The following is a 5,905-nucleotide window of genomic DNA, read 5'->3' as shown; positions in this document are numbered from 1 at the left end:
AATATTTTCCTTTCCAGATTCAACGGCACGGTACCGGCTTATCTGGATGCAAAAGACATAGCTGCTGACCACCACGGAGTTTCCGTTTATCCGAATCCGGTGGCAGAGATACTGTACTGCAATGAAGAGATGGAACATTTCGAACTCTATTCCGTATCCGGCGAACTGGTAAAGTCAGGCAGGAATGCAAAAGAAATTGATGTCCATGATCTTGTGAAAGGGAATTACCTGCTCAGGATTACTTTCAAAGGCAGGGCAGTCACCAAGAAAATTATCAAAAATTAAAAACTGAAACATCCTGAAAGGGATGTTTTTTTTGTAAATTGACCTTCCTATTATTAAAGAATCCAGTCCTTATGAAACGTTCCGGAACAGCTGACCTTCCTTTACACTATGGCAAAGTACCGCCCTGGCTTTATGAGCGGATGTCGGTGCTGGGGCTTGCTGTAATAGAAGCGATTCTTACGGATTACGGCAAAGATGAAGTCCTCCGGAGGCTTGCTGATCCGTTCTGGTTCCAGAGCTTCGGGGCCGTGATGGGAATGGACTGGCATTCTTCGGGGATTACCACTTCCGTGATGGGTGCCCTGAAACGTTCCGTAAATCCGGCTTCCCGTTCACTGGGCCTCTACATCTGCGGCGGAAAAGGAAAGTTCTCACGGGAAACCCCGTCCGAACTCCTGCAGATTGCCGACAGAACCGGGCTGGACGGCAATGCGCTGGTCAGGGCAAGCCGCCTTTCCGCAAAAGTAGACAATACCGCCATTCAGGACGGTTACCAGCTGTACCTCCCCAATTTTCTTCTTTCCGATACCGGACACTGGAGCGTGGTGCAGCAGGGGATGCATGAATCTGACCGTACGGCCCGCCGCTACCACTGGCATTCCGGAAATATAACGTCTTTTGTGGAAGAGCCGCACACCGGGATTAACGGCATTTCCAGGGGGGAAATCCTCAACCTTACCGCTGCCGGAGCTTCGGAAAACAGAAAAGGCATCCTTGACATTTCCCATACGGATTCTGCAGCAATCATGAGCGATTTCTCACGGCTGATCCTGCCTGCCCATCATGAAATCCATGCTTCTGACATCGATCTGAAACGGCTCGGCGCCCTGCTGCATATCACCCGGGAAAAACAGCCCCGGAATTTCGAAGAACTGCTGATGCTGGAAGGCGTAGGTCCGCGCACCATGCAGTCGCTGGCTCTGGTAAGCGAAGTCATCCATGGGGCACCTTCCAGATTCAGGGATCCTGCCAGGTTCTCATTTGCCCATGGCGGGAAAGACGGCCATCCGTTTCCGGTACCTGCAAAAACGTATGATGAAAGCATCAGCATCCTGAAAAAAGGAATCGAAACCTCAAAACTGGGAAATTCCGACAAACTCAGGACTTTGAACAGGCTCCATCAGATCGTAGCGGATACCGAGAAAACATTTACCCCGGATTTCGATGTGCAGCAGGTGATGGAAGAGGAGAAGCGGAATTCATGGCGGTTCGGAGGGAAAACCGTTTCCGGGGATGCCCGTAAGCCCTCAGGATCTGACGGTATCCAGCTTTCCCTTTTTTGATTCTGGAAAGAAACTGATGATCTGGCCATTAATAGACGTAAAAAACAAACGGGCTCCCGTCCATTGATTAAAATGTCTTTTCAGCTTTGCTTACCACCCGGAATATATGCTAGTCGACCACTATTTTGTAATAACCGTTTTCTGCGGACCAGGTTATGTTTTCTACAGTTACATTATTGATGGTAAAACCGTCACAGCCATCCGCGCGCTGGCTGGAGGAGATTTTGAAGTCAAATGTTTTTACAGGTTCGGTAGTAAGGTACACATGGTACGTCCGGGTTCCGTCATACAAACCTGCATTTTTTAACACGACTTTCCTGTCATCACGGATTTCTATATTGATCCCTGCCATGTTTCCGTTTCCATTATCCTGCTGAACTACGATACCGGAACTGTTGAGCGTCCCATTCTGGATAAGATTTTCGCCTGAAGCATTAACAAATTCAAAAACGGTAGGCTCAGGAGCCTTATAACAGTCTTCTTTACAGTTGTGTAAGATCGCTATGCCTGCAAGCATAAGGACGAGTGATTTTTTCATAGAGTAATAATGTACGATGAATTTTAAAAATCTAAATATAGTGAAATAATATAATATTACTGGGAAGACAGCCTTCAGATTACAGGTTCTTCAGGCATTCATTTTATAAAATCTGTTTAAAACAGACATGAATGATTGGATCTCACAGATCCAGGGAATGATTAAGAGCTGTATTTATTCCCAAAGCCGGTAACTCCGGATAAGCTGGATATCGCATAAAATAAGATGAAAATGTAATTTTTAATCAGGATCTTAATGGAGGAACGGATCATTATTTTTCCATATCGCAGAAAAAATTTAATTTTAAAGCCATAAATTAAAGGTAATGACTGGCAGTGCTTTACAGGTTTCCTATCAATTCCCGTTCTTCCTTGATGAAGAGCTTACCGAAATTTTTCAGGCCCATCAGAAGGTGACCTTCAAAAAAGGCGAAGCGATTCTGAAGGAAGGGAAAACGGCCCATGAATATTTTATCCTGGAGAACGGGCTGGCCCGCTCATTCGTCAATGATTTCAACGGAAATGAAGTGACCACGCACTTTTTTACGCAAAATGAGATCATTATTGAAGTTTCATCGCTGTTCCAGCGGATCCCTTCGCAGGAAAACATCGTCTGTATTACGGATTGTGAGTGCTGGAAACTGGACTTCGAAACTTTTCAGGAACTGTTTCATAAAATGCCGAACATGAGAGAATGGGGAAGGGCCTGGATGTCACAGCAGCTCTTCCTCTGCAAGCAGCGTTCAGTAGAAATGTTTACCCTCTCTGCCACCAGGCGATACCTGAACCTGCTGGAACAGAAACCGCAGGTGGTCCGCTATGCACCGTTGAAACAGATTGCTTCCTATCTCGGCATTACCGATACTTCGCTCAGCCGCATCCGTAAAGAACTGGTTTCGCATCCCCCGAAAATATAAAACTTGTCCTAAGGCAAGCGGGATTACGCCGCAACGCCTTATTTTTGGATAAGTTCAACAATAAAAATTACAGCAATGGAAATCAGTCAGATGTACGTGAATCTTCCGGTGAAGGATATTGAGAAAACGAAAAAATTCTGGGCTGCCCTCGGGTTCTCTGCCCATGAAGCCATTTCGGATGAACGGGCCTTCTGCATGGTGGTGAAAGAAAATACCATGTATGTCATGTTTATCGAGGAAGAATATTTCCAGACGTTTTCGGAAAAACCGCTTCCTGAAAGCGGTAGCACGCAGGTGCTTCTTGCACTGGCTTTAAACAGCCGTGAAGCGGTAGACCGGCTGGTAAACACCGCAGTAGCTCATGGAGCAACCCAGCATGAGGAGCCCCAGGATTATGGCTGGATGTATCATAATTCATTCTGGGACATCAATGGCCATGGCTGGAATATCACCTTTACGGATCCGGCCCGTCTGCCGGCAGGATCGTAAACCTTACGCTGATGATTTTCTGGGGAAAAAAAGAGGAAGTACCGTTTTATATCTTCTTTTTTATCTCTGAATGCCGGCCGGCATGCCGATACCGCTCCCGAACAACACTCTGCAGGAAGCTGCCTGCTGCCGCTTCTGAAGACCTGCACTGATCTTAAAAAAGACGGCAGTTGACCTTTGCTTTTACATCATATAAAAACTTTATTCTATGCCTAAATTAAATTCTTATTTAAATTTTAACGGGACGGCTGAAGAAGCATTCCGGTTGTACAGATCCGTTTTCGGCGGCGAATTCCTGGGAGAAATTTACAGGATGAACACGGCACCGGGTACCGAAAACCTTTCTGATGAAGAGAAAAACAGGGTAATGCATATTGCACTGCCGGTAGGAAATGATCTGCTGATGGGATCTGATATCATTCCCGGCTTCGGACAGCAGCTCGTGGCAGGAAACAGCAACTATGTATCCGTTTTCCCGGATTCCCGCGAGGAGGCCGGCCGGATCTTCAGCGCGCTTTCTGAAGGCGGAGTCGTTGAGATGCCGCTGGAAGAACAGTTCTGGGGAGATTATTTCGGAAGTTGCCAGGACCGCTACGGGATTTTCTGGATGATCAATTACAATGAGGAATATCTGAAATAACCTTATCCTTCGAGGCCGCTTTTTAAGAAAACCGGAAGAGTGCATCACTCCCATCTGCTGATGCTGAACCTGTTGTCCGGGATCAGGCATCAGCCTGATGATGTAAAATGAATCCGGAAACCGCGACCTGCCCTTTATCATATGCAGGAATTCCATGCTGAGCAGCAATGGAAACCGGCAGCCCTTGAAGGAAAGCAGGACCGTTCAACCGGAAAGCAGGCTTTTTCCTCGTAACCATTTACAAATGAAAAAATAAAATTCTCATGTATTCAATGGATTGGAATAAGATTTGAAAATAAGCTTAAGTAATGCTGATCTGCATTTTAAATCATCAGCACTTACTTGCATGGAAACGAAAATTAAACAAAAAACCGGAAGATGGAAAAAAACAGTGCTGATTATTCTCGGAGTACTGATTCTGCTGGCGCTTGCATTTCCTTTTTTACTGAATTTTTATCTTAACCGTAAGCTTCCGGACCTGATCAATGAAAAAACACCGTACCGGATCACCCTTCAGAATTTTGATCTTGATCTTTTCAAAGGCAACATTTCCACCGGATCCATCGTGGTGAAAACAAAGCCGACGGCAGACCCTTCCGTAACCCAGATCAACGGCAGCATAAAAAAGCTGCAGGTAGAAAACTTCGGTATCTGGAAAGCGATCTTCAGCAAATCTTACCACGTTAAAAACATAGAACTCATCGATCCGGATGTCAGCATTACACTGGGCATCCCTAAAAATAAAAACAGCAGGGCAAAGAAAAAGACTGATTTCGGTGTTGAAAACATCCTGGTGACCAACGGCAATGTCTTCGTACGCAATGCAGCGAAAAAAGATGTTTTCAGAGGAAAGAAGGTGAATGTAAAGCTTACCGATATCCGCCAGAGCGCAGACGCCTCTAAGCTGCCGGTAGCTTTTAAGGAATTTAAAATCGGTGCTCATGACGTGGTAGTGACGGTGAATGATTTTTACCAGGTTGTTGCCAGGCAGATCGATGCGAAGAATAAACAATTGAATATCGATGATTTTCATCTGAAACCTATTGAAAGTCCGGCGCTGTACAATGCAAAAAACGTATTCGACCTCAAAGTTGACAGGCTGCTAGCAGAAAATTTTACAATCGACCAGGATTCGCTGATCGTGGAAACCGCACGATTCACGAAGCCTCAGCTGGCAGTAACTTCAACCGGTAAGAAAACAGTAAAGGAAAATCCTAAGGAAGTAAACCTCAAAATAGGAATCAAAAACTTTGACATCCTGCAGGGATCCGTATTGGTACAGCAGAAAAACAAGGTAAAGACAGCTTCAGTAGACAACTTCCGGCTGAAACTTAAAGAAATTGTATTTGATAAAAATACGGTAAAGGAAAAAATTCCCTTTACCTTTTCAGATCACGATATTGAGTTTGAAAATATTTATTTCATGACGGATCCTCTGCAGGCGGTCAGCATAAAAAAAGTTTCCTCAGCCAATTCGGATATCCTGATTGATGATGTCCGGTTCAAAGGGACCGGAAAAAGCAGTGTCAGGGATGTCTTCAATATTACCGTTCCAAAGATCGAGATCCTCAATAATAGATCGCGGTTTGCAGGACAACAGTTCCAGCTGAAACTGGCGGCAGTGAATGTATACCGGCCCGACATAGAAATCATTGCGGCCACCCATAAAAAGAAAACGGAAAATAAAAAGAAAACGGCGGATCCCGATCTTCTGGCCCGTGTGGGTGCCGTTAACATCATAAACGGTACTTTTT

At 45.3% G+C, this 5,905-nt stretch carries 7 protein-coding genes; 6 read left to right on the top strand and 1 reads right to left on the bottom strand.

Annotated features, from left to right (window positions below; genetic code table 11):
- Together QZ735_RS04900 and QZ735_RS04895 are read left to right on the top strand one after the other, a co-directional pair.
- A partial coding sequence (locus tag QZ735_RS04900) for a T9SS type A sorting domain-containing protein (protein WP_294244991.1) occupies positions 1-285 on the top strand: 285 nt, incomplete at its 5' end.
- A 71-nt stretch (positions 286-356) separates the two neighbouring features.
- The gene (locus tag QZ735_RS04895) at positions 357-1,568 is read left to right on the top strand and encodes a DUF763 domain-containing protein (RefSeq protein ID WP_294244988.1); all 1,212 of its coding nucleotides are present in this window, start codon (positions 357-359) and stop codon (positions 1,566-1,568) included.
- A 109-nt stretch (positions 1,569-1,677) separates the two neighbouring features.
- Here the strand turns inward: QZ735_RS04895 and QZ735_RS04890 are convergent, their stop codons facing one another.
- Entirely contained in the window at positions 1,678-2,106 is a 429-nt protein-coding gene (locus tag QZ735_RS04890) for a hypothetical protein (protein WP_294244986.1), read from the bottom strand.
- 325 nt (positions 2,107-2,431) lie between these two features.
- Between QZ735_RS04890 and QZ735_RS04885 the strand changes: the two genes are divergently transcribed.
- From QZ735_RS04885 to QZ735_RS04870, 4 genes are all read left to right on the top strand, one after another.
- Positions 2,432-3,022 carry a Crp/Fnr family transcriptional regulator gene (locus tag QZ735_RS04885; RefSeq protein WP_294244980.1) on the top strand — a complete coding sequence of 197 codons (591 nt, stop codon included), beginning with the start codon at positions 2,432-2,434 and terminating at the stop codon, positions 3,020-3,022.
- Between the two features lie 75 nt (positions 3,023-3,097).
- Complete coding sequence (locus QZ735_RS04880; protein ID WP_294244978.1) at positions 3,098-3,511, top strand: VOC family protein; 414 nt, start codon at positions 3,098-3,100, stop codon at positions 3,509-3,511.
- 208 nt (positions 3,512-3,719) lie between these two features.
- Complete coding sequence (locus QZ735_RS04875) at positions 3,720-4,151, top strand: VOC family protein (protein ID WP_294244976.1); 432 nt, start codon at positions 3,720-3,722, stop codon at positions 4,149-4,151.
- A 346-nt stretch (positions 4,152-4,497) separates the two neighbouring features.
- Positions 4,498-5,905 (top strand): hypothetical protein (locus tag QZ735_RS04870; protein WP_294244975.1); only part of this gene is annotated, 1,408 nt, incomplete at its 3' end.

It is taken from the genome of uncultured Chryseobacterium sp., from assembly GCF_913776365.1.
Lineage (GTDB): Bacteria > Bacteroidota > Bacteroidia > Flavobacteriales > Weeksellaceae > Chryseobacterium.
The sequence above is the reverse complement of the archived record's forward strand: the minus strand, read 5'-3'. Positions and strand labels throughout refer to the sequence as shown.

Coding starts and splice junctions, on each gene's coding strand:
- QZ735_RS04895 (WP_294244988.1), top strand. CDS start 357: ATGAAACGTTCCGGAACAGCTGACCTTCCTTTACACTATGGCAAAGTA.
- QZ735_RS04890 (WP_294244986.1), bottom strand. CDS start 2,106: ATGAAAAAATCACTCGTCCTTATGCTTGCAGGCATAGCGATCTTACAC.
- QZ735_RS04885 (WP_294244980.1), top strand. CDS start 2,432: ATGACTGGCAGTGCTTTACAGGTTTCCTATCAATTCCCGTTCTTCCTT.
- QZ735_RS04880 (WP_294244978.1), top strand. CDS start 3,098: ATGGAAATCAGTCAGATGTACGTGAATCTTCCGGTGAAGGATATTGAG.
- QZ735_RS04875 (WP_294244976.1), top strand. CDS start 3,720: ATGCCTAAATTAAATTCTTATTTAAATTTTAACGGGACGGCTGAAGAA.